Annotated in this window: 18 protein-coding genes; 16 read left to right on the top strand and 2 right to left on the bottom strand. The window is 70.9% G+C overall.

What is annotated here, in order from left to right; genetic code table 11:
* The first annotated feature begins 203 nt into the window (after positions 1-203).
* Both AAG827_RS05145 and AAG827_RS05140 read left to right on the top strand, forming a co-directional pair.
* Positions 204-1,499 carry a PrsW family glutamic-type intramembrane protease gene (locus AAG827_RS05145; protein WP_341924768.1) on the top strand — a complete coding sequence of 432 codons (1,296 nt, stop codon included), beginning with the start codon at positions 204-206 and terminating at the stop codon, positions 1,497-1,499.
* Positions 1,496-2,578: a hypothetical protein gene (locus AAG827_RS05140; RefSeq protein WP_341924767.1), complete on the top strand. Its 1,083-nt coding sequence runs from the start codon at positions 1,496-1,498 to the stop codon at positions 2,576-2,578. Before AAG827_RS05145 ends, AAG827_RS05140 begins: the two co-directional genes overlap by 4 nt.
* A gap of 6 nt (positions 2,579-2,584) precedes the next feature.
* Here AAG827_RS05140 and ispF read toward each other — a convergent pair whose 3' ends face one another.
* Complete coding sequence (ispF, locus tag AAG827_RS05135; protein ID WP_341924766.1) at positions 2,585-3,070, bottom strand: 2-C-methyl-D-erythritol 2,4-cyclodiphosphate synthase; 486 nt, start codon at positions 3,068-3,070, stop codon at positions 2,585-2,587.
* Between the two features lie 32 nt (positions 3,071-3,102).
* Between ispF and AAG827_RS05130 the strand changes: the two genes are divergently transcribed.
* From AAG827_RS05130 to AAG827_RS05120, 3 genes are all read left to right on the top strand, one after another.
* Positions 3,103-4,656, top strand: a complete 1,554-nt coding sequence (locus AAG827_RS05130) for a molybdopterin-dependent oxidoreductase (RefSeq protein ID WP_341924765.1) — start codon at positions 3,103-3,105, stop codon at positions 4,654-4,656.
* Positions 4,653-5,411 carry an SDR family oxidoreductase gene (locus AAG827_RS05125; RefSeq protein WP_341924764.1) on the top strand — a complete coding sequence of 253 codons (759 nt, stop codon included), beginning with the start codon at positions 4,653-4,655 and terminating at the stop codon, positions 5,409-5,411. The genes AAG827_RS05130 and AAG827_RS05125 overlap by 4 nt, the downstream gene beginning before the upstream one ends.
* Positions 5,412-5,627: 216 nt before the next feature.
* Positions 5,628-6,206 (top strand): TMEM165/GDT1 family protein, encoded by a 579-nt coding sequence (locus AAG827_RS05120; RefSeq protein ID WP_341924763.1) that lies wholly within the window; start codon positions 5,628-5,630, stop codon positions 6,204-6,206.
* A gap of 15 nt (positions 6,207-6,221) precedes the next feature.
* Here the strand turns inward: AAG827_RS05120 and AAG827_RS05115 are convergent, their stop codons facing one another.
* Complete coding sequence (locus AAG827_RS05115) at positions 6,222-7,508, bottom strand: C39 family peptidase (RefSeq protein ID WP_341924762.1); 1,287 nt, start codon at positions 7,506-7,508, stop codon at positions 6,222-6,224.
* A gap of 86 nt (positions 7,509-7,594) precedes the next feature.
* Here AAG827_RS05115 and cysS point away from each other — a divergent pair, with 86 nt between their 5' ends.
* The 11 genes from cysS to AAG827_RS05060 all read left to right on the top strand — a co-directional run bounded on the left by cysS (position 7,595) and on the right by AAG827_RS05060 (position 20,904).
* Positions 7,595-8,995 (top strand): cysteine--tRNA ligase, encoded by a 1,401-nt coding sequence (gene cysS, locus AAG827_RS05110; protein ID WP_341924761.1) that lies wholly within the window; start codon positions 7,595-7,597, stop codon positions 8,993-8,995.
* 3 nt (positions 8,996-8,998) lie between these two features.
* Positions 8,999-9,943 (top strand): 23S rRNA (guanosine(2251)-2'-O)-methyltransferase RlmB, encoded by a 945-nt coding sequence (gene rlmB / locus AAG827_RS05105; RefSeq protein WP_341924760.1) that lies wholly within the window; start codon positions 8,999-9,001, stop codon positions 9,941-9,943.
* Between the two features lie 82 nt (positions 9,944-10,025).
* Positions 10,026-10,691 carry a TetR family transcriptional regulator gene (locus AAG827_RS05100; protein WP_341924759.1) on the top strand — a complete coding sequence of 222 codons (666 nt, stop codon included), beginning with the start codon at positions 10,026-10,028 and terminating at the stop codon, positions 10,689-10,691.
* Positions 10,692-10,747: 56 nt separating this feature from the next.
* Complete coding sequence (locus tag AAG827_RS05095; protein WP_341924758.1) at positions 10,748-11,896, top strand: acyl-CoA dehydrogenase family protein; 1,149 nt, start codon at positions 10,748-10,750, stop codon at positions 11,894-11,896.
* Between the two features lie 163 nt (positions 11,897-12,059).
* Entirely contained in the window at positions 12,060-13,544 is a 1,485-nt protein-coding gene (locus AAG827_RS05090) for an ABC transporter substrate-binding protein (protein WP_341924757.1), read from the top strand.
* A gap of 60 nt (positions 13,545-13,604) precedes the next feature.
* Positions 13,605-15,098, top strand: a complete 1,494-nt coding sequence (locus AAG827_RS05085) for an ABC transporter substrate-binding protein (protein WP_341924756.1) — start codon at positions 13,605-13,607, stop codon at positions 15,096-15,098.
* 3 nt (positions 15,099-15,101) lie between these two features.
* On the top strand, positions 15,102-17,114 hold the full coding sequence (locus tag AAG827_RS05080) for an ABC transporter permease (RefSeq protein WP_341924755.1): 2,013 nt from the start codon (positions 15,102-15,104) through the stop codon (positions 17,112-17,114).
* Positions 17,095-17,907: an ABC transporter ATP-binding protein gene (locus tag AAG827_RS05075; RefSeq protein ID WP_341924754.1), complete on the top strand. Its 813-nt coding sequence runs from the start codon at positions 17,095-17,097 to the stop codon at positions 17,905-17,907. Before AAG827_RS05080 ends, AAG827_RS05075 begins: the two co-directional genes overlap by 20 nt.
* A complete protein-coding gene (locus AAG827_RS05070; protein ID WP_341924753.1) occupies positions 17,904-18,611 on the top strand; it encodes an ABC transporter ATP-binding protein in 708 nt (235 codons plus the stop codon). The genes AAG827_RS05075 and AAG827_RS05070 overlap by 4 nt, the downstream gene beginning before the upstream one ends.
* Positions 18,608-20,335 (top strand): hypothetical protein, encoded by a 1,728-nt coding sequence (locus AAG827_RS05065; RefSeq protein WP_341924752.1) that lies wholly within the window; start codon positions 18,608-18,610, stop codon positions 20,333-20,335. The genes AAG827_RS05070 and AAG827_RS05065 overlap by 4 nt, the downstream gene beginning before the upstream one ends.
* Before the next feature lie 5 nt (positions 20,336-20,340).
* Positions 20,341-20,904 (top strand): hypothetical protein, encoded by a 564-nt coding sequence (locus AAG827_RS05060; RefSeq protein WP_341924751.1) that lies wholly within the window; start codon positions 20,341-20,343, stop codon positions 20,902-20,904.
* Positions 20,905-20,962: the final 58 nt, after the last annotated feature.

The raw sequence follows: 20,962 nt of genomic DNA, 5'->3' as shown, positions 1-20,962 counted from the left end.
GAGCAGCGCACTGGTACAGACCAGCGGAACGACGCGCGACGCCCAGCGCGCGGGACGACGCTCGCCTGCGCGGAAGGGAGACAACCGGAGTCGCGACATGGTGGCGAGAGTGTGGGCGGGGCCGTCGGCGCTGTCAATGGCCCGCCACGCCGTCGGGGGATTTGCCGACAAACCTGGCGCGGACGGGTGGGTTCGGTGTCATCATGCGCGCGTCGGCGCTCCGACATCCGGTCCACGAGGAGGTCCTCATCGTGTCGTGCCCCACCTGTTCCTCCGACAACCCGGACGTGGCGGCGTTCTGCTACCGGTGCGGGACGTCGCAGCACGCCAACGCCACGGCGCAGCGCACCTATGCGGTGCAGTCGTCCGAGGGGGTCAACCAGTTCGCGCTGATCTCCACGATCATGCCGCACACCAACCGTGAGACGGCTGACAGCTATCGCTGGGCGATGATCATCTCCGCGGTCCTCATCGTCGCCGCCACGGGCCTGGGCCTGCTGCCCATCGCCATCGCCGCCGCGGCGTTCCTGATCCCGATCTCCTACCTGGTCTACATCTACGACGTGAACCTCTGGGAGGACGCGCCCGCGCCGGTCGTGATCGGGCTCTTCCTCGTCACGGGGATCCTCGCGGCCCTGGTGTCATTGGTGTTCTTCCAGTGGGTCTTCGACACCGAGTTCGCCAGTTTCGCGGCGCGTGGGGGGATCGACGGGCTGTCGATCCCTGCGCTGCTGATCTTCGCGGTGCTGCTGCCCGTCGTCGCCGAGGTCGTCAAGAACCTGCCGGCGGTCTTCCTCGCGCGGCTCCCGCAGTTCGACGACATGATCGACGGGCTGACCTTCGGCGTCGCCGCCGGGACGGCGTACGCCGCGTTCGAGACGATCGTGCTCTACCAGGCGGTCTTCACCAGCGGCCAGTTCCGCACCGAGCAGGGCCTCGCGACCTGGATCGTGGTCGTAGTCAACCTGATGGTCGTCAAGTCCCTGATCTACGGCACCGCCACGGGCATCGCGGTCGCCGCGTTCTCCGGCAAGGGCGAGGGCTACGACGGGTTCACCGCCTACTACGCCAAGAACTTCGCGCTCGCCGCCGGCGTCAACGTCCTCTACTGGGTCGGCGTGCGGCTGACGTCCTACCTGCCCTTCGGTCAGGCGCTCGGTCTGGTCTGGGGCTTCGTCATCCTCGGGGTCCTGGTCATCCGGATCCGCGTGATGATGCAGGCCGCGCTGCTCGAGGCCGCCGTCGAGGCCGCCGCCAAGTCCGACGTCTCCTCGCGCGAGACCTTCGTGGAGACCTTCTGCCCCGAGTGCGAGAACATGCTGCTGACGGGCTCCCACTTCTGCATCGTGTGCGGCACCTCGGTCCGCTCCACCTCGCGGCAGGCCCGCAAGGTCATGACCACGCAGGCCGCGCCCGCCGACGGGAGCCCGCCCTACGGCGCACCGGCTCCCGATGCCGGCGCCGATGCCGGCTCCGGCACGACGGGAGGCGTGGCATGAGCGACCCGACCCAGCCCCCGGTCACCCCCCAGCAGCCGGGACAGCAGCCGGGACAGCAGCCGGCGCCCGCGACGCAGATGGTGCCCCAGCAGCAGCCCGGCCAGCAGCAGCCACCGGCCTATCCCCAGCAGGGCTACCCGCCCCAGCCCGGCTATGCCGCACCGCAGCAGGGCTACGCGCCTCCTCAGCCCGGCTACGCCCCACCCCAGCCCGGCTACCCCCCGCAGCAGGGCTACCCGCCCCAGCCCGGACAGGCCTACGCCGGTGGACCACCTCCGGCGGCCCCGTGGCAGCAGACCGGTCCACCGGCGGGCAGCAACCACAGCTCCAGCAAGGGCAAGACGATCGGGCTGATCGTGGCCGGCGTCGTCGCGGTCGGCGCGATCGGTGGGATCGGTGCCCTCGTGCTCGGTGGCGGCGACGACGAGCGGCCGAGCTCGGCCGAGGTGACCCCCGGCGGCAACGGGTCGGGCATCCTCGACCCGGAGCCGGTCGGCTCCGCGCCGCCGCAGCCCGACGGGTCGACCTCGCCGGAGCCCACGCCCACCGAGCCCGCCCCGACCGAGCCCGCCCCGACCGAGCCTCCGCCCGCTCCTCCGGCGCCCAGTGGCAACGGGGTGGTGATCGGGTCCAACGGCGTCCAGGTGATCGTGCCGCCGGACTGGCAGATCGACGCCCAGGGCGCCGACGACATCGGGCTGAGCAACGGGCAGAACAGCTGGGTCTACGGCCTGACCGGCGTCGAGGACCCCTCGGTGGAGGCCGGCAACGTGCTGCAGGCCAACCTGTCCTACTTCACCGGGGGCGACAGCTACACGCAGCTGGAGACCTATGACACGGTGCCGCAGCAGGCCTACGGCGCGATCGTCTCGCTGGCGTCGATCGACTACCAGGCACTGTGGGTCGACTCGCAGAGCACGTTCCCGCTCTACGGCAAGATCTTCGCCGCCGTGCGCCAGGACGGGGCGGTGCTGATGATCGCCATCGAGCACACGCCGCCGGAGGAGTTCGACGCCTCGATCCCGGCGTGGTCGCCGATCCTCCAGGGCTCGCTCGACACCTTCGCCGGGGTCGGCTGAGGCGGGTCAGGTCGGGGCGAGGACGAGGGCGGTCGCGATGGCGGCGACCCCCTCGCCCCGGCCGGTGAGACCGAGGCCGTCGGTGGTGGTGGCCGAGACGGAGACAGGAGCGCCCACGGCGGCGGTCAGGGCCGCCTCCGCCTCCGCCCGGCGCGGGCCGACCTTGGGTCGGTTGCCGATGACCTGCACGGCCACGTTGACGATCTCGAAGCCGGCCGCGCGCAGCCGGCGGGCGGTCTCGCCCAGCAGGGCCGCGCCCGAGGCCCCGGCCCACTGCGGCTCGGCGGTGCCGAAGTGCGAGCCGAGGTCGCCGAGGCCGGCGGCGGAGAAGAGCGCGTCGCACGCCGCGTGCGCGGCGACGTCGGCGTCGGAGTGCCCCTCGAGACCAGCCGGCTCGTCGGGCCAGTGCAGCCCGGCGAGGTGGAGGGGGGTGCCGGCGACGAGACGGTGCACGTCGGTGCCGACACCAATCCGTAAGGACTGTTGGTTCACGTGCTGATCATGCCTGAGCCACACTGGAGCGCGTGAAGACGACGCGTTCCGCCTGGGCCCTGGCCGGGCTCCTCGCCGGCCTGGCCGGTCTGGCGACCAGCTATTTCCTGGCCGCTGCCCTCTCGATCCGCGAGTCACCGGTGGTGGCGATCGCCGAGGGCATCGTCCGTCTGGCGCCCGGCGCAGCCGTCGAGCAGGGCATCCAGACGCTGGGCACCAACGACAAGCCGATCCTGGTCGCGGTCATCCTCGTCGTCGTCTCGGGCCTCTTCGCCTACGTCGGGGTCCTCGCCCGTCGCTCGTGGTGGGTGCCCGCCCTGGTCTACCTGCTGCTGGCCGTCGTCGGTGGGGTCGCGGTGCTGGCGCCGGCCGCCTCCACGACGACCGATGTGTTCCCGGTCGCGCTGGGCTTCGTCACGTGGATGGTCGCGCTGTCGATGCTGACCGACCCGCTGCGCTCGGCCGACCGCTACGCCGAGGCCTCCGACGAGCCTGCTCCCAGCACCCTCGAGGGCAGCGGTCAGACCCGGCGCGGCTTCGTGCTGCGCGCCGGCATCGTCGCCGGTGCGGTCGGCGTCCTGAGCCTGGGCGGTCGCTTCCTGGGAGCCGGTCGACGTCGGGTCGAGGAGACCCGTCGGCTGCTGCGCCTCAACGGCATCACCGAGCCGGACGTGCCCCGCGGCGCCCTCGTCGACGTCGACGGGATCGCCCCGTGGATGACCCCGGCCGACGACTTCTACCTGATCGACACCGCCTTCGTGAAGCCCGCCATCGACCCCAAGGACTGGTCGATCCGCATCCACGGCATGGTGGAGCGCGAGATCGTGCTGACCTACGACGAGCTGATGGCCCGACAGATCGACGAGTCCTGGATCACCATCTGCTGCGTGTCCAACCCGGTGGGCGGACCCCTGATCGGCAACGCCTGGTGGAGCGGCGTCCGGCTCGCCAGCATCCTCGCCGAGGCCGGCGTCGACCCCGAGGCCGACGCGGTGCTCCAGACCTCCGAGGACGGCTGGACCTGCGGCACCCCGATCGAGGCGCTCACCGACGACCGCGACGCGATGCTGGCGGTGGCGATGAACGGCAAGCCGCTGCCGATCGAGCACGGCTTCCCGGTCCGCACGATCGTGCCGGGGCTCTACGGCTACGTCTCGGCGACCAAGTGGGTCGTCGACATGGAGGTCACGAAGTTCTCCGACTTCGACGCCTACTGGACCACCAAGGGCTGGGGCGAGCTCGGCCCGATCAAGATGTCCTCGCGCGTCGAGGTGCCGGGATCGGGGGACCAGGTCGACGCCGGTGAGGTGACCTTCGGCGGGACCGCCTGGGCGCAGCACACCGGTATCGCCGGCATCGAGGTCGCCGTCGACGGCGGCGAGTGGCTCCCGGGCGAGATCTCCAGCCCCGGCACCGACGACACCTGGGTGCAGTGGCGCGCGGTCGTCGACGTCGAGCCCGGTGACCACACCGTCCGCGTGCGGGCCACCGACAAGTCCGGCCTCGTGCAGACCGGGGCGCTCGCCGACGTGCTGCCCGACGGCGCCACCGGCTGGCACACCATCGACTTCACCGCGTCGTCGTGAGTGGGGTCGCGAGCGAGGTCGTGGGCGACTTCGCCGGGCGCTCCGGCGGCGCCCTGGTCGTCGGGGGCAGCGGCGGCCTCGGCGCGGCGATCGCCGCGATGCTGGCCGATCGGGGGTCGGCGGTGGCCGTCACCTACCGCACGCGGCGCCCGGACGGCGACCACCCGGCGTACGCGCTGGACCTGGGGGACGACGCCGCCGGTGCGGCCGTCGTCGAGCAGGCGGTCGCCGACCTCGGTGGCCTGCACACGCTGGTCTACGCCGCGGGGCCGCACGTCCCGATGCGGCACCTCTCCGCCGTCGAGCCCGGGGCCATGACCGCCCAGCTCGCGGCCGACGCGGCCGGCTTCTTCTCCGTCGCCCAGCCGGCCCTGGTCCACCTGCGGGACAGCGCCGGGTCGATCGTCGCGGTGACGACCGCCGCGACCAGCCGCTTCCCGGTCCGTGACGGGCTGTCCGCCGCTCCCAAGGCGGCGGTCGAGGCGATCGCCCGCGGCCTCGCCGCCGAGGAGGGACGCTTCGGGGTGCGCGTCAACTGCGTCGGTCCCGGCATGCTCACCGACGGCATGGCCGAGCGGCTGATCAGCTCCGGCGAGCTCGACGACGCCGCGCTCGCCGTCACCCGTCGCAACATCCCGTTGCGCCGCTTCGGCGACGCGACCGACATCGCCGAGGCCGTGTGCTTCTTGGCCTCCGACCGTGCGGGCTTCATCAGCGGCCAGAAGCTCGACGTCGACGGCGGCTACGGCGTCTGATTGGTCCACCGGGCGGCCCGCGGGCTAGCCTGGTGCCACCGAAAGGGAGTAGTCCCCAACAGTCGTATCGACACACTGACCTCCGGGTCCGGTGCGGCAGGCCACGCGAGTGGCGGACGAGACTTTCGACCAGATTCACGACCCATCAACGGACGTGCCTGGTCGAAGGCCCGTCACCCCGGCAGGTCTCGTCCGGGCGGACAGGACCCCCTTCACATGAGTGCCTTCCTCATCAGCACCGCCGTCATCTTCGTCGCCGAGCTCGGCGACAAGAGCCAGCTCATGGCGATGACCTTCGCCGCGCGCTACCGCGCCCGCGACGTGCTCATCGCGATCACGGTCGCGACCGCGATCGTGCACCTGGCCTCGGTCGCGATCGGCGCCCTGATCGGCGACCAGTTCGAGGACAGCCAGGGCACGATCTCGGTGATCGCCGGCATCGCGTTCCTCTTCTTCGCCGCCTGGACCCTGCGCGGCGACGAGCTCACCGAGGACGAGGCCGACAAGGCCCGCACCAGTGCCGGTGCGGCGATCCTGGTCGTCGGCGTGGCGTTCTTCCTCGCCGAGCTGGGCGACAAGACCATGCTGGCCACCATCACCCTGGCCACCCAGGAGGGCTGGCTCGGGACGTGGATCGGCAGCACCGTCGGCATGGTCGCCGCCGACGCCCTCGCGATCGGCGTCGGCGCCGTGCTCGGCAAGCACCTGCCCGAGAGGGCGATCAAGATCGGCGCCTCGTTGGCGTTCGTCGTCTTCGGCGTGCTGCTGATCGTCGACGGAGCCGGCTGGCTGTGAGCGGGCGCCCGCTGCCTACCAGTTGGTGTACTTCTCCGGGGTGGGCAGCGGGTGGGCGTCGTCGGTGATGACGTAGGCGGTGCCGCCCGAGCGCGGGAGCCACACGTCCTCGAACTGCCCGCGGTCATACGTGCGCCGCACCCCGGCGCGGTTGGCGGCCGCGGGGTCGTTGACCACGACGTCGCCGGTCTCGGTGAAGCCGACGATCACCAGCAGGTGGCCGTCGGAGGCCGAGATCGGTGCCCCGGAGAGCTGGCCCCGGTCGAAGGCGATGGAGGCGATGACCGGGATCCCGGCCTTGATCAGCTGCTCGGCCTCGCGCAGCGAGCGCAGCCGCGTGACGAACGCACTGCCGGCCAGCGGCGCGGCGTAGGCGGTGTTGAAGGGCCAGTTGCCCGTGCCCTCGTAGGCCGCGTCGTAGGTCATGCGGGCGGCGTGGTCGACCCACGGGTCGACGTGCCCCTGCGGCACGTAGGTGTAGGCCGCGGGGTCGGGCGGCGCGTCGTAGTAGCCGAGCACCATCGACGTCGACGTCGGCGAGCACCAGGCCTCTCCGCCGTTGCCCCACTGGGGGTAGTGGCCCTGATGGATCATCTGGGAGTAGCGCGGCACGTCCAGCACGATGCCGCGGGCCACGCCCGGCTTGGAGGTCGCGACGCTGCCGCTCGGGACCCGGGAGGCCATCGCGCCGACGGCGTCGAGCGTGGGGGAGGCGGCGCGGGCGCCGGGTCGCCGCATCAGCGAGACCCGCAGCTGCCACGACGTCAGCCCCCCGGCGGCGGTGCTGCGCCACGTGTCGACGCTGACCGCACCGAGGTCGTCGGTCTGGCCCGAGACGGTCTGGCGGCGGGTGAACCCGTCACCCGACGTCCAGCGCCCCAGCACGTCGTACGACGACAGCGTGCCGGCGGCGTCCTTGCCGCGCACCTCGACCTCGATCCAGCTGTCGCCGGGGGTCGTGGCCTCCCAGGAGGCGATGAGCTCGGTGAGCCCGAAGCGGGGGGCGACCCAGGGTGAGGTCCAGCGACCCAGCTCGTAGGCCTTGCCGGCATAGGTGCGCCGGGCGCTCGGTGCCTTCACGACCCCGAGGCTGCCCTTGATGAAGAGGGTGCCGGCCATCGTCCCGGTGCGGAAGTCGGTGCCCGACTCCCACTGGGTGTGGGCGATCCGCCGCGGCTCCGCGGCGCGCTGTGCCCGCTCGGCGGGCTCCTCGGCAGCAGCCGGGGCTGAGGGTGCGGCGAGCGCCCCCACGAGGCCGAGGGTCAGGAGTGGGCGGAGCAGGGCGGCGGGGGAAGGGCGCACCGCTCCACGATAAGTCACTTCCGTCCCATGCGTCACAGCCTTGCTCGATGCGGCCGCCGGGGCCGGTCGCTCCTAGACTGGAGGGTGTGACGTTCAGGCTCTATGACACGGCGACCCGCGGGGTCCGTGACTTCGCACCCCTCGAGGAGGGGAAGGCGGGTCTCTACCTGTGCGGGCTCACCGTGCAGTCCGAGCCGCACGTCGGTCACGTCCGCTCGGGCGTCAACTTCGACGTCCTGCAGCGCTGGCTGCGCCACCTCGGCTTCGAGGTGACCTTCATCCGCAACGTCACCGACATCGACGACAAGATCCTCACCAAGGCCGCCGAGCAGGGCCGGCCCTGGTACAACCTCGCCTACGAGATGCACCGCGAGCTCGACCGCGCCTACGCCGCGCTCAACGTCGCGCCCCCGACCTACGAGCCGGGCGCCACCGGGCACGTGCCCGAGATGGTCGAGCTCATCACCGAGCTGATCACCCGCGGGCACGCCTACCCCGCCGCGGACGGCTCGGGCGACGTCTACTTCGACGTGCGCTCGTGGTCCGCCTACGGCGAGCTGACGCGGCAGGGGATCGACGACATGGAGGCCGCTACCGACGCTGACCCCCGTGGCAAGCGGGACGCTCGCGACTTCGCGCTCTGGAAGGGCTGGAAGAAGGAGTCGGAGCCGGAGACGGCCGCCTGGCCCTCGCCGTGGGGTCCGGGTCGCCCCGGGTGGCACATCGAGTGCTCCGCCATGGCCGGCAAGTACCTCGGCCCGGCCTTCGACATCCACGGCGGCGGCGTCGACCTGCGCTTCCCGCACCACGAGAACGAGCAGGCCCAGTCCCGGGCAGCCGGGCGACCCTTCGCGTCGTACTGGATGCACAACGCGTGGATCACCACCGCCGGCGAGAAGATGAGCAAGTCGCTGGGCAACTCGCTGACCATCCCGGCCGTGCTGGAGCGCTACCGCGGCATCGAGCTGCGCTTCTACCTCCTCATGGCCCACTACCGCTCGCACGTCGAGTTCAGCTTCGAGGCGCTCGACGAGGCGGCGGCAGGCCTGCGCCGCATCGAGCACTTCCTCGATCGCGCTCCCGACGCGGTGGCCGGCTCCCTGCCGGCAACCTTCGTCGACGCGATGAACGACGACCTGGGCACCCCCGCCGCCGTCGCCGTGCTCTACGACGCGGTGCGCGAGGGCAACCGGCTGCTGGCCGCGGGCGAGGACGCCTCGGTCCAGGCGGCCGAGGTGCTGGCCATGCTCGAGGTGCTGGGCCTGCACCCGGACGACCCTGCCTGGGGCGGTCGCGGGGGAGACGACGCCAGGCTCACGGCGGCGGTCGACGCCCTCGTCGCCGGGCTGCTCGAGCAGCGGGCCCAGGCCCGCGCCGACAAGGACTTCGCGCGCGCGGACGCCATCCGCGACCAGATCAAGGCGGCCGGGATCCTGGTCACTGACACCTCCGACGGACCCCAGTGGTCGCTGGAAGCAGGAAGCTGAGCAATGCCGGGAAACTCGAGCCGCAAGGGCGCCATCCGCAAGACGACCAAGAAGCCGACCGCAGGCTCGGGTGGTCGGGTCAAGCGCGGTTTGGAGGGCAAGGGGCCGACGCCCAAGGCCAACGAACGGCCCTACCACGCCGCCTACAAGGCGGAGAAGAAGACGCAGCGTTCCGCCTCGCAGCAGAGCCAGCGCCGCCGCAAGAGCACCGACGCCGAGTGGATCGCCGGGCGCAACTCGGTCCTCGAGGCACTGCGTGAGGACGTGCCGGTGACGGCCGTCTACGTCGCCGAGGGCGCCGAGCGCGACGGCCGGCTGCGCGAGGTCTTCAAGATCGTGGCCGACAAGGGCCTCAACATCCTCGAGGTCTCCAAGGGTGAGCTCGACCGGATGACGTCGACCGCGGTCCACCAGGGCCTCGCGGCGCGGATCCCGACCTACGAGTACGCGCACCCCGACGACCTGCTGGACCTGGCGCGGGCCAACCACGAGCCGCCGCTCATCGTGGCGCTCGACTCGGTGACCGACCCGCGCAACCTCGGGGCCGTGATCCGCAGCGCAGCCGGGTTCGGTGCCCACGGCGTCGTCATCCCCGAGCGGCGCGCCGCCGGCATGACCGCCGCAGCCTGGAAGAGCAGCGCGGGTGCGGCAGCCCGGATCCCGGTGGCGCAGACGGTCAACCTGGTGCGCCAGCTCAAGGCCTTCCAGGACGCCGGCTGCATGGTCATCGGGCTTGCGGCCGAAGGTGAGGTCTCCCTGCCCGACCTGGACCTCGCCGACGGCCCGCTCGTGGTCGTCATCGGCTCCGAGGGCGACGGGCTGTCCCGCCTCGTGACCGAGACCTGCGACCAGCTGGTGTCGATCCCGATGGCCAACAACCTCGAGTCCCTCAATGCAGGAGTCGCGGCGTCCGTGGCGCTCTACTCCATCGCACGGGCCCGCGCCTGACCCCTAGGGGGGTTGCCGGGCCAGCGTTGCATCCGGCTAACCCGGAGCCAATTAGCAACCACGCGGTGACTAAAGTGAGGGAATGCTCACCACGAGGCAGCGCCTGATCCAGGCCGCGGCGCAGGGGTTCGCCGACCACGGCATCCAGGCTGCGTCCCTGGTCGAGATCACGCGCCAGGCCGGCCAGCGCAACCGGGGTGCGGTGCACTACCACTTCCGCTCCCGCGAGGGGCTGCTCGCGGCGATCCTCGACGAGCACGCCGACTTCATGGCGGTCCGCCAGGGGGAGCTGCTCGCCCGGGCGATGCAGCAGCCCGACGACGACGTGACCTCGGTGATCGAGGTCATCGTCCGGACCTGTGTCGAGGTGGCCGAGAGCAGCGTCGGCGGTCGCAACTACCTCAAGATCGTTGCCGAGCTCGCGGAGCAGGACCCCGCGACCTACACCCCGGAGGTCAAGGCCGCTCTCGTCCGCTCCGGCGGCTACCAGGTCTACGCCGTCCTCATGAAGCGTGCGCTGGAGGCGGTCGACGGACTGGACGAGGAGGTGCGGGACCACCGGATCCTCCAGATGACCTCGTTCGTCCTGGGCTCGATCGCGCGCCGCGTCCGCAGTCTCGACAGTGCCGGCTCGCCCGGCTCGCGGCCCCAGCTCGACACCGCACGGTTCGTCGAGGACCTGATCGCCATGGCCTCGGCCATGCTCCTCGTCCCGGTCCCGGTCCCGGGCGTGGCCGCCTCGGTGTGACACCGCAGGGCTCCGACGGCGTCGCAGCGTGACACGCCTGCGCCTAGACTGACGCTGTGCCGACCTCCGTGGACCGTCTCCTGCCCGACGAGGACGCCGAGGCGTTGCTCGAGCTCACCCGCGACATCGCCCAGCGTGAGCTCGCCCCCCAGGTCGATGCCATGGAGGAGGCGGCGACGTTCCCCGCCGACGCCTACCGGCTGCTCGGGAGGTCGGGACTGCTGAGTCTTCCCTTCGCCGAGGAGCACGGTGGTGGCGAGCAGCCCTACGAGGTCTACCTCCAGGTGATCGAGGAGATCGCGACCGCCTGGCCCAGCGTCGGTGTCGGCGCGAGCGTCCACTCGCTCACGGCCTCGGTGGTCGACATGAACGCCGACGACGAGCAGCGCTCCACCTGGTTGCCGCGGATGCTGGCCGGAGACTGGCTGGGGGCCTACTGCCTCTCCGAGCCGCAGGCCGGCTCCGACGTCAGCGCGATCAGCACCAAGGCCGTCCGCGAGGGCGACCACTACGTCGTGACCGGCACGAAGCAGTGGATCAGCAACGGCTCGTGCGCCGACTACTACATCCTCTTCGCGCGCACCGGCGAGGATCCCAAGCGCGGCCTCTCCGCCTTCATCGTGCCGGCGGACACGCCGGGCATGACCTTCGGCGCCCCCGAGAAGAAGCTCGGGCTGCACTGCGACGTGACCACCCAGGTCCTGTTCGAAGGTGCGCGGATCCCGGTGGAGCAACGCATCGGTGCGGAGGGGGCCGGCATGAAGGTCGCGTTGTCCGCCCTCGATGCCGGGCGGCTCGGGATCGCTGCGGTGGCCACGGGCATCGCGCAGGCGGCGCTCGCCCATGCGGTCGTCTATGCGCGCGAGCGCACCCAGTTCGGTCGGGCGATCGGGGAGTTCCAAGGGATGCAGTTCCTCCTGGCCGACATGGGCGCCGACGTCGAGCGCGCTCGTGCGACGTACCTCCACGCGGCCCGGCTCAAGGACGCGGGGCGCCCCTTCTCCCGCCAGGCGAGCATCGCCAAGCTGACCGCCTCCGACGTCGCCATGCGCGTGACCACCGACGCGATCCAGGTCTTCGGCGGCAACGGCTACACCCGCGACTACCCCGTCGAGCGGCTCTTCCGCGACGCGAAGGTGACCCAGATCTTCGAGGGCACCAACCAGATCCAGCGCATGGTGATCGGGCGCGACCTGCTGGCGTGATCGCCTCCCCGCGGGCGGGCGGGCACGCCCGAGTAACCGATCGGTAGAACTAGAACACGTTCCACCGACTGGACCAGTGCTGTGGCACGCGTCACCTTTGCGGCACGGTGTCGTTACTGAACTAGTACTTGTTCTAGTTTCGACCATGGGGAGTTGTTCCAGCGTGCCTGCAGTCCGTCGAACGCCTACCGCCCTCGTCTCGGGGGTGCTCGGCCTGTCGTTGCTCCTCGCCGGGTGCGGCTCCAACCTCGACCCCACCGAGGTCGCCGGCGCCAACGGCCAGGTCGTGGCCGCCGACGGCACGCTGGTCGACGGCACCGTCCCGGGTGCCACGACCGGGGGCACCACGGGAGGGACCACCGGCGGCACGACCGGGGGGACCACGGGCGGGACCACCGGCGGGACCACCGGCGGCACGACCGGCGGGACCGGCAGCACCGGGGGCTCCGGCACGGTGACGCCCGGAGATGGCTCCACGGAGCCGCCCGTCGCCGCGTCCGAGAAGGGCGCCTGCGAGGGCTTCAAGAACACGACCGGCGTCACCGACGACACCATCACCATCGGCAACTCCTCCGACATCTCCGGTCCGGTGCCGGGGCTCTTCGAGTCGAGCTCGGATGCCACCAAGGCCTTCGTCGCCTACTTCAACGCGACGGTCCCCGACGGCATCTGCGGGCGATCGCTCGTGCTCAAGACCTACGACAGCCGCACGGACGCGTCGGCGGACCAGCAGGCCTACACGGCTGCCTGCGACGAGGTCTTCGCGATGATCGGCTCGATGTCGGCCTTCGACTCCGGCGGCGCCCCGACCGCCCAGGCCTGTGGGCTGCCCGACATCCGCTCGGCCGCCGTGACCAACGAACGCAACGCCTGCTCGACCTGCTTCGGCGCCCAGTCGACCCAGACCGGCGAGGTGCAGAACAGCGTCGCGGACTTCGTGATCAAGAACTACAAGGACTCGGCCGACAACGCGGCCTTCCTCTACATCAACGCCGGTGCGTCCTCGCAGAACGCGACCAAGCAGGCGTCGGCCTGGGGCAAGCGCGGCCTGACCTTCGACTACATCCAGGGCATCGACATCTCGGAGTTCAACTACGCCCCCTACGTCCAGCAGATGAAGGACAAGGGGATCGAGGTCGTGTTCTGGACCGGCGCCTACCAGCAGTCGGTGCGGCTGCGTCAGGCGATGCAGCAGCAGGGCTACGAGCCGAAGCTCTACCTGCGTGACCCCACCGACTACAACCCGGACTTCGTCTCGTCGGGTGGCGACGCGGTGGAGGGCACGGTGATCTTCACCAACTTCGTCCCGTTCGAGGAGGCCGCCTCCAGTCCCGAGATGACCAACTACATCAGCTACCTCAACCAGGTGAAGCCCGGCGCCAACCCCGACTTCTTCGGCGTCTTCTCGTGGTCGGCGGCGCGGCTCTTCGTGGAGCTCGCGACCAGGCTCGGCGGCAAGCTCAGCCGCGAGACCCTGCTGGCCGAGGTCAAGAAGACCGCCGACTGGACCTCCGAGGGCCTGCACGCCCCCCAGGATGTCGGCCCCAAGCAGACCGGCGACTGCTGGCGCTACATCCAGCTGCGCGACGGCAAGTGGGTGCCGGTCGGCGGCACCAAGTACAGCTGCACCGGGCTCACCCAGGGGTGACCCGCGTCACCTGCGGCCCGCTGGGTCGTTCTCATCGATACCTAGCTCTCTGGAGGATCCATGGCTCGTCCGAGCCGAGACCGCACCGCCGGCGTACGTCTGCTCGCCGTGGCGACGCTGACGCTCGCGCTGGCTGCCTGCGGGTCCCAGCTCGAGCCGGGTGACGTCCGCACCGCCGGCGGCACGACCGCGGTCGACGGGACGGTCCCCGGTGCCGACGGAGCCGTCCCCGGGGCGGTCGTGCCGGGTGCGGATCCTGGAGCTCCCGACGTCCCCGGCACGGACCCGGGCGCGACGACGCCGGGTGGCTCGACGGGCGGCACCGGGTCGACGGGCGGTGACGCGGGCGGCGACACCGAGGGCGACAGCACCGGCACCGGCGAGAACGCCCCCACAGGCACGACCGAGGCCGGGAGCTGCGAAGGCTTCGACAACGACCAGACCGGCGTCACCGCCGACACCATCACCATCGCCAACGCCAGCGACATCTCCGGCCCGGTGCCGGGCATCTTCGAGTCCGCTCAGCTGGGCACCCGCGCGTTCGCGGCCTACTTCAACTCCACCGAGGAGCTGTGCGGACACAAGCTGGAGGTGCTCGCGCTCGACAGCCGCGCCGACGCGGGGTCCGACCAGCAGGCCTACCAGCGGGCCTGCGACGAGACCTTCGCGGCCGTCGGCTCGCAGTCGGCCTTCGACTTCGGTGGCGCCGGCACCGCCCAGGCCTGCGGTCTGCCGGACCTGAGGGCCTACTCGCTCAGCACCGACCGCACCAACTGCACGACCTGCTACGCCGCCTACGGCGTCCGCCCGGGCCAGGTGCCCAACGCGATGCCGCAGTTCTGGGTGAAGAAGGAGCCCGACGCCGTCGAGCACGTGGCGATGCTCTACGTCAACGCCGGCGCCGCCCCCGAGAACGCCTCCGCGTTCCGCAAGGCCTGGGAGGCCAACGGGTGGAACGTCGACATCTTCCAGGGCATCGACGTCTCCGAGTTCAACTACGCGCCCTACGTCCAGCAGATGAAGGACGCGGGCATCGAGTTCGTCAACTACATCGGGCCCTACCAGTTCACCGTCAAGCTGCAGCAGGCCATGGCCCAGCAGGGCTTCACGCCGAAGGTGTTCCTCCAGGACGCGACCATCTACGACTCCGCCTACGTCGAGCAGGCCGGGGAGCTCGGCAACGGGGTCTACGCCTACTCACAGACCAACCTCTTCGACGACTTCTCCATCGCCGAGATGAAGCTCTACCGCGCGTGGCTCGACCAGGTCTCGCCCGGCGCCGAGCCCAACATCTACGGCGTCTACGCCTGGTCGGCGGCGCGCCTGTTCGTCGAGGAGGCCACCAAGCTCGGCGGCAAGCTCACCCGCAAGACCCTCCTCGCCGCGCTCGCGGAGGTCCGTGACTGGACCGCCAACGGGATGCACGTCCCGCAGGACGTGGGTGCCAAGACGACGGCCAACTGTGCGTCGGTCATCCAGCTCGACGGTGGCACCTGGTCCAAGGTGTCCCCGGGCGAGTTCCTCTGCGGCTCTATGTCGAACCTAGGGAGCTGACCCATGAGCTCGTTCATCTCGTTCACGATCTTCGGCCTGGTGTCCGGGGCGGCGTATGCCATCGCCGCGTCCGGCCTGGTGCTGACCTACACCACGACGCGGGTGTTCAACATCGCCCACGGCGCCTTCGGGATGGTGCTGGCGTTCGTGTTCTGGGACTTCTCCGAGCGCCAGGGGCTGCCGTTGTGGTTCTCCCTGGTGCTGGTGCTGCTCGTGGTGGCGCCGGCGGCGGGGTGGTTCGTGTCGCGGTTCGTGACCAAGGGCCTGGGCGAGGCGCCGGTGTCGTCATCGTTGGTCGTCACCGTGGGCCTGTTCGTGGGCCTGATCGGTCTGGCGCAGCAGATCTGGCCGCCAGAGGCACGCTTCGTCCCGCCGTTCTTCCCCGAGACGAGCTTCCAGCTGGGCGACACGTTCGTCACCGCGCACCAGCTGATCACGATCCTGTCCTCGATCGTGGTCGCGGTGCTGCTCTACGTGCTGCTGAACCGCACCCGGATCGGCACCGCGATGCGCGCGTCCGTGGACAACCCGGAGCTGCTGAAGCTCTTCGGTGGCCGCCCCGAGCGGGTCGCATCACTGTCGTGGGCGATCGGGATCTCGTTGGCCGGCCTGGGCGGGGTGCTGCTCGTGTCGGTGGTGGGCCTGGACTACTACGCACTCACGTTGCTGGTCATCAACGCCTACGCCGCCGCGATGCTGGGCCGGCTCAAGAGCCTGCCGCTCACGTTCGTGGGCGCGATGGGCCTGGGCCTGCTGACGTCCTACGCCTCTGCCTACCTGCCCACCGAGGGCCTGCTCAACTCGGTGCGCAACGTGGTGCCGGCGCTGTTCCTCTTCGCGGTGATCATCATCCTTCCCCAGGCCCAGCTGCGGATCGGGCAGGTCAAGGGCATCGTGTCCGCACCGCTGCCGTCCTTGGGCAAGGCTGTCGGGTGGGGCCTGGGCCTCCTCGCCTTCGTCGGTCTGCTCGCCGGGTCGTCGTCGCAGGCCAACCTGCTGCTGGTCGGCACGGCGGCGACGTACGCGATCGTGATGCTGTCGTTGGTGCTGCTCACCGGCTACGGCGGGCACGTGTCCCTGGCCCAGCTGACCTTCGCCGGGGTCGGGGCGTTGGCCTACGCCAAGCTCGAGCAGCCCAACCTCTACGGCCTGGTGCTCTCGGCGCTGATCGCCGCCGCGGTCGGCGGCCTGGTCGCGCTGCCGGTGCTGCGCCTCACGGGGCTCTACCTCGCGCTGTCGACGCTCGCCTTCGCCTCGATCATGGACAAGATGATCTTCCAGGCCGACTTCGCGTTCGGCTTCAACGGCACCCTGCCGGCGGGGCGTCTCTCGATCCTCGGCAACGCGATCACCTCCACCGGGGGCTACGTCTTCGCGATGAGCGTGTTCCTGGTCCTGGTCGCGTGGGGCCTGCTGCTCCTGCGCCGCGGGGTGCTCGGGCGGATGCTGATCGCGATGCGCGACAGCCCCGCCGCGTGCGGCACGCTGGGCCTGGACATGCGGTGGTTCCGCGTCGGGCTCTTCGGGATGTCGGCCGGCATCGCGGGACTGGCGGGGGCGCTCTTCGCCGGTCTGCGGGGCACGATCGGGTCCGCGGACTTCCAGTCGTTCAACTCGCTGCCGCTGCTGCTCCTCGCGGTCGTCTTCGGGGTCACCTCCGTCACCGGCGCCGTCCTCGGCGGGACCGGTCTGATGCTCCTCCCCGTGCTGTCCTCGGGGGACCCGCAGCTCGGTGGGCTGCTCTTCGCGCTGATCGGCTTCGGTGCGGTGTTCGCGGGCCGGGACCCCAACGGCCTGGCCAACCTGATCTTCCGCGGTGGCCACCTCATCGAGTCCCGGGTCGCGCCGCAGGTGATGTCGCGGCTGCCGGACCTGCCCGGCCGTGGTCGCCGCCGCGCCGACGGCGACTCACCCGGCGACGGCAGCGTCGAGGTGCCCCTGTCACAGCTCACGCACGAACCGGTCCCAGCTGGCAACGAGAAGGAGGTGGGGGCTCATGTCGCTGCTCGAGGTTGATGACGTCGTCGTCCAGTTCGGTGGCGTCACCGCGGTGAACCACGCGAGCTTCGTGGCCGAGGCCGGTCGCATCACGGGTCTGATCGGCCCCAACGGTGCAGGGAAGACCACCTGCTTCAACGTCATCAGCGGCCTGCAGAAGCCCACAAGGGGCAAGGTCCGCTTCGACGGCAAGACCGTGACGAACATGCCGGTCCACCGCCGCTCGAAGCGGGGGATGGGTCGCACGTTCCAGCGCCTGGAGGCCTTCGGGTCCCTGACCGTGCGGGAGAACGTGCGGGTGGCGCTCGACATCCACCGCGGCCTGCTGGGCCTGGTCAAGCCCGGTGCGGCCGACATCGACGCGCTGCTGGAGCGGGTGGGGATCTCGGCCTACGCCGGTGAGCGGGCGGACTCGATCCCCACGGGGACTGCGCGGCTGCTGGAGCTGGCACGGTGCCTGGCCGGGGAGCCGAAGCTGCTGCTCCTCGACGAGCCGTCGTCCGGCCTGGACGAGTCGGAGACCGACGCGTTCGGTGACCTGCTCAAGGAGCTCGCGGCGTCCGGGTGCGGGATCCTCATGGTCGAGCACGACATGGACCTCGTGATGGCGGTGTGCGACGAGATCCACGTCCTCGACTTCGGGTCCGTGATCGCCTCCGGGCTCCCGGCGATGATCCGCAACGACCCCAAGGTCCAGAAGGCCTACCTCGGCTACTCCGACGAGGCCCCCGACGAGTCGGCTGCCCTGGCCGGCATGCACGACAGCACCCATGACACGACGGTCCTGCCGGTCGTAGGAGCGCACTCATGAGTGTCCCGATCCTGGAGGTCATCGACCTGACCGCGGCCTACGGGCGCATCGAGGTCCTGCGCGGGGTGAACCTCGCGGTCCCGAAGGGCGCGGTGATGGCGTTGCTGGGTCCCAACGGTGCCGGGAAGTCGACGCTGACGAAGGTCATCTGTGGGCAGAAGAAGGCCACCGGCGGTGACATCCACCTCGGCGGGGTCAACGTCCGCAACGCCTCACCGGAGGAGCTGGCCCGGCTGGGGTTGTGCACGGTCCCCGAAGGACGCTCGGTGTTCCCGAACCTCACGGTGCAGGAGAACCTCACGCTGATGTCCTACGCCGGGGTGCCGGCCGAGGCGGTCCTGGAGACCGCGTTCTCCTACTTCCCCCGGTTGTTGGAGCGCAGGGGCCAGCTGGCGGGGACGATGTCGGGTGGTGAGCAGCAGATGCTCGCGATGTCGCGGGCGTTGGCCTCGGACCCGGCGTTGCTGTTGCTGGACGAGCTCTCGATGGGGCTCGCGCCGTTGATCGTGGACGAGCTCTACGACACCGTCGCGCAGATCGCCGCCTCCGGGGTGTCGATCCTGTGCATCGAGCAGTTCGCGAGGACCGCGTTGCGCGTCTCGGACTATGCGGCTGTCATGTCGGGTGGTCGCGTCGTCGCGACCGGTGAGCCCGACGAAATCATGGAAACCATGCAGGACGTCATCCTCGGAGGTGCCGCATGAAGCGGCAGTCACACCACACCCACACCCGGTCCCACACCCGCGCGCGGGCCTACGTGCTTCCGCTCGCGGCCGCAGCTCTGGTCGGCGCGATGCTGCCGATCACGAGCGGGTCCGCGGTGGCTTCCCCCGCACCCTCCAGTGCGGAGGAGGGCGAGCCCGCGTTCAGCGGCTTCTCCGGCGAGGCGGTCGGCACCCCGGTCGAGATCGAGATCTACGAGCCGTCGATCCCGATCCCCTCGACCCCGCAGGCGGAGTTCCTCTTCGGCTACTCCCGCGTCGAGGCCGACTCGTCCAGCTCGGCCGGTCGCGCGAGCTACCTGTGGCCCGGCGACTCGCTGGGCGAGGGCGCCAAGACCGTCTTCGAGAACCTCGGGCTCCCGCCGGAGATCTCCGGGCCGATCGCGGCCCAGGGCTATCCCTTCCAGGTCAACTCCAACTTCCCCTCCGGCGAGGATTTCGCCTCCGACGAGCCCTTCCCCGGCGTCGTGCAGCGGACCGGTGCGGCGGACGGCAAGGTCTACGCCGACATGGCCTACTCCTCCGACTGCCAGGCGCAGGACCCCGACGACGGCGGTGGTGACGACGGTGGGGGTGGTGGCGCGCCAGGACTTCCGGGCCTGCCCGAGCTGCCCGGTCTGCCGGGACTCGCCGGGATCACCGGCGGGCTCACGAGTGCGCTGACCGGCGGGTCGGGCGCGTCCGCTCAGACGTCGGGTCAGGGTGGCTCGGCCGCTGCGGCCGAGGAGGAGACGCCGTGCCAGTTCCCCGCGGAGCTCGCGGCCCTCGTCGACGTCGGTGGCTACACCTCGACCAGCAGCATCGTCGACGACCCCACCCAGGTGCGCAGCGTCAACCGTGCCGTCCTGAGTGACATCAGCCTGCTCGGCGGGGTCGTGCAGATCAGCTCGATCCAGGCTCGGTCGGTCTCGACCAGCAACGGCAAGACCAGTGACGCCGACGGCGGCGCCTCCTACGGAGTGATCACCGTCGCCGGGCAGAAGTTCCGCTTCGGTCCGGATGGGTTCGAGGCCGCCGGCCAGTCGCAGGGTGCGCCCGAGACACCGGCCGAGGTCGCCGCCGCGCTGGAGGAGCTGGGCCTGACGATCACGCTGCCCAAGCCGGAGACCGAGGCCAAGGGCGGCAAGGCCACCAGCAAGGTCGTGGGCATGAGTGTCGAGGTCGACCTCAAGACCCTCAACCTGGTCCTGACCCAGCTGCCGCTCTCCGACATCTTCATCGAGCTGCCCGACGACCTGGGCCCGATCAAGAGTGCTCTGCTCTCCGCGGCCAACCTCGCCTCCCGGGTCGTGGTCAACCTCGGTGTCGCCGAGAGCGGCGTCGAGACCGTCCAGGGCATCGACATCCCCGTGCCTCCGACACCGGAGCCCGAGGAGGAGACCGACGAGGGCGAGGGTGACGGTGCCTCGGGTGGCAACACCTCGGGTGGCGCGACCGGCTCGAGCGCCGGCGTACCTCCCTCGAGCACGCCGGCGGCCCCGGGCAGCGACGTCGCACCGACCGCGGGCCCCCTGCCCGTCGACGCAGCGCTGACCTCCGGCCTGCCCAAGCTGTTCTCCATCCCCGGTGTCCTGCTCTTCGGGGGTCTCGCGCTCGCGACGGTCCTGGGCTCCTACATGCGCAAGATGGGCGCCCTCGCCCTCGGCGGCGGCGCCGCCTGTCCCCACGGCCTCGACAGCGGCCTGCCCGACCTGAGAAAGGCCTGACCACGATGAGCACCACGACCAGCACCCCCGCGAGCGGGGCCCGCACCGGCGCCCTGCCCTCCGACCTCCCGCGTGCCGGATCGCGCGGCGGGTCGGGGGCGGCGCCACTGAAGAACAACTACTCCTCGCTGCTGCAGGTCGTGCTGTTCTGGCTCGGCGCGATCCTGATGCCCACCGGCATCATCGTGATCCTGCTCGGCTACTACGGCGTGGCCAACGCGGCCTTCGACTTCGACCGCGAGGCCTACTCCTACTCCGGCGGGTTCCTCGGCCTCGCGCTCACCTTCAGCGGCGGGTTCCTCTACTTCGGGGCCTGGCTGGCCCGCATCGCCGAGGACAACCGCGAGTCCTCCAAGCGCCTCGCCGACACCCTGCTCGTCCTGGCCGACGTCACCAGCCGGTCCGCGGCGATCAGCGACAACGGCGTCGACGTCGCCGCCCTGCCCGTCGTCGCCGGCAACGGCACCACCATCCACCGCCGCGACTGCGCCCTCATCGCCCACCGCGACGACCTCCGCCCCGCCGGCGACACCCCCGGCCTCACCACCTGCCGCGTCTGCAAGCCATAAGCCGGGATAGTGCGGGACGTTTTCGACCTCGCTGGCTGCGCAGCAGGTCGAAAACGTC

The organism is Nocardioides psychrotolerans (assembly GCF_943371775.1).
Lineage (GTDB): Bacteria > Actinomycetota > Actinomycetes > Propionibacteriales > Nocardioidaceae > Nocardioides > Nocardioides psychrotolerans_A.
This window is presented reverse-complemented; position numbering and strand designations above follow the sequence as displayed.

Coding starts and splice junctions, on each gene's coding strand:
- AAG827_RS05145 (WP_341924768.1), top strand. CDS start 204: ATGCGCGCGTCGGCGCTCCGACATCCGGTCCACGAGGAGGTCCTCATC.
- AAG827_RS05140 (WP_341924767.1), top strand. CDS start 1,496: ATGAGCGACCCGACCCAGCCCCCGGTCACCCCCCAGCAGCCGGGACAG.
- AAG827_RS05120 (WP_341924763.1), top strand. CDS start 5,628: ATGAGTGCCTTCCTCATCAGCACCGCCGTCATCTTCGTCGCCGAGCTC.
- rlmB (WP_341924760.1), top strand. CDS start 8,999: ATGCCGGGAAACTCGAGCCGCAAGGGCGCCATCCGCAAGACGACCAAG.
- AAG827_RS05100 (WP_341924759.1), top strand. CDS start 10,026: ATGCTCACCACGAGGCAGCGCCTGATCCAGGCCGCGGCGCAGGGGTTC.
- AAG827_RS05085 (WP_341924756.1), top strand. CDS start 13,605: ATGGCTCGTCCGAGCCGAGACCGCACCGCCGGCGTACGTCTGCTCGCC.
- AAG827_RS05080 (WP_341924755.1), top strand. CDS start 15,102: ATGAGCTCGTTCATCTCGTTCACGATCTTCGGCCTGGTGTCCGGGGCG.
- AAG827_RS05075 (WP_341924754.1), top strand. CDS start 17,095: ATGTCGCTGCTCGAGGTTGATGACGTCGTCGTCCAGTTCGGTGGCGTC.
- AAG827_RS05070 (WP_341924753.1), top strand. CDS start 17,904: ATGAGTGTCCCGATCCTGGAGGTCATCGACCTGACCGCGGCCTACGGG.
- AAG827_RS05065 (WP_341924752.1), top strand. CDS start 18,608: ATGAAGCGGCAGTCACACCACACCCACACCCGGTCCCACACCCGCGCG.
- AAG827_RS05060 (WP_341924751.1), top strand. CDS start 20,341: ATGAGCACCACGACCAGCACCCCCGCGAGCGGGGCCCGCACCGGCGCC.